The organism is Coprococcus intestinihominis, assembly GCF_040096555.1.
Lineage (GTDB): Bacteria > Bacillota > Clostridia > Lachnospirales > Lachnospiraceae > Coprococcus_A > Coprococcus_A intestinihominis.
Map to the genome: position 1 here is coordinate 1 of NZ_JBBMEK010000435.1, position 1,422 is coordinate 1,422.

The 1,422-nt window shown below is 32.8% G+C and carries 2 protein-coding genes; both read right to left on the reverse strand.

The genetic code is table 11. The features are described from left to right. Positions 1-25: 25 nt before the first annotated feature. Positions 26-616, reverse strand: a complete 591-nt coding sequence (locus tag WMO25_RS17985) for a hypothetical protein (RefSeq protein WP_349086592.1) — start codon at positions 614-616, stop codon at positions 26-28. 179 nt (positions 617-795) lie between these two features. Then, the gene (locus tag WMO25_RS17990; protein WP_349086595.1) at positions 796-1,077 is read right to left on the reverse strand and encodes a hypothetical protein; all 282 of its coding nucleotides are present in this window, start codon (positions 1,075-1,077) and stop codon (positions 796-798) included. Positions 1,078-1,422 lie beyond the last annotated feature (345 nt).

A 1,422-nucleotide genomic window follows, 5' to 3' on the forward strand; every position in this document is an offset into this window, starting at 1 on the left:
CCCCATGGCCTATTGAATATTAGAATTATTTCACTAGCTCAAATGTTTTTTCCATAATCGTTTGAATTTTAACTGCTTGCCATGCTTTGAAAGAATCATAGTCATCTTTTATTGTGTTCGCTTTTTTTATTTCCTCATCACCCATTCTTCTTAACCCATTTCTAGTTACGTGCGTAACAATCATTTCATCTATTGACTTTATAATTGTTCGAATCTCACTTCCTATGTCCTCTGCATCAATATTTTCATACAAGATGCCAGTTGCAGATGTGCTGTAATTGTACAATTCCATGAGACTTTTTAGAGCTTCACTTTTGGCAGACTTATAGTCATTTAAAAGAGGCCTTACCTTTTCAATAGTTGTACATTGTAAAACATCTCCAAATTTATCTATCAACTCGTCCATAGCACATTCCATCAGGCTTACTTTTTGAATTAAAATATTTTCACAATTTACAATCATATCCAGTTTCTTATTCAATTTATCCCTTTTACTGGACTTTGAATTATTTATGATGATTGCTAAAATTGCGACTATAACTGGGGCAAATGTTTCAAAAAGGTTTAACGTCAAATCCACCCATGGATGTAAGGCTATAAAATCATTATACGTCATATATGTACCTCCCAAGTATAATATACTGGGATTATATATCATTCCAGACAACATTACAAGAAGAGAAGAACATACATTCGTCAAAATCACAATATTAATTTCACAAATGAACAACTCTCTTGAATCCAAACCGCAATGAATCTATTTTACTTAACAGAGTTCACGTATAAGTTGCCATTTTATTGCAAGTTGCTTTTAATAAAATCCTTGAGCTTTTCAATGCCATCTTTGACTGCTGTACTTCCTTCAATGATTGCAATTCCAAGGGTTAATCCAGTAATATATCTATTGGTATCTCTTCCAAAATACGTATTTATAAATATAGCAATTACCAAATAGAAATACATTATGCCCTTAGCGATTGTCATATTTGCAACCGTTCTTTTACTTTTGCTGTAATTTATTCCGTATGCTATTATTACAAAACACACTACATAAGTTAGTATAAAACCAAAATCCATAACTAATTTCTCCTTAGAATAATATACCAAGATTATATATCACCTAAAGGAACTCTGCAAGGACAAGAAAATCTGATACCCTTATGGCTATCAAGCAATCCGTTAGCTTCGATCCGGAGCAAATGGAACGCATCAAGAAATACTGTTCCCGCGAAGAACGTAGTGTAAGTTAGTGTGTCTGCAAAGCTATGGATCAGTGGCTGGAAGACAAGGGAGTTTAACACTCCCCTTCTTTTTGGTAGTAATAGTATCAAAGATTGTCTGCTTTAGTTAATTACTGTGCCATTCAAATCTACCCAATTTATACCATCATATATGAGTTTCTTTTTTAAATCAGTATCATAA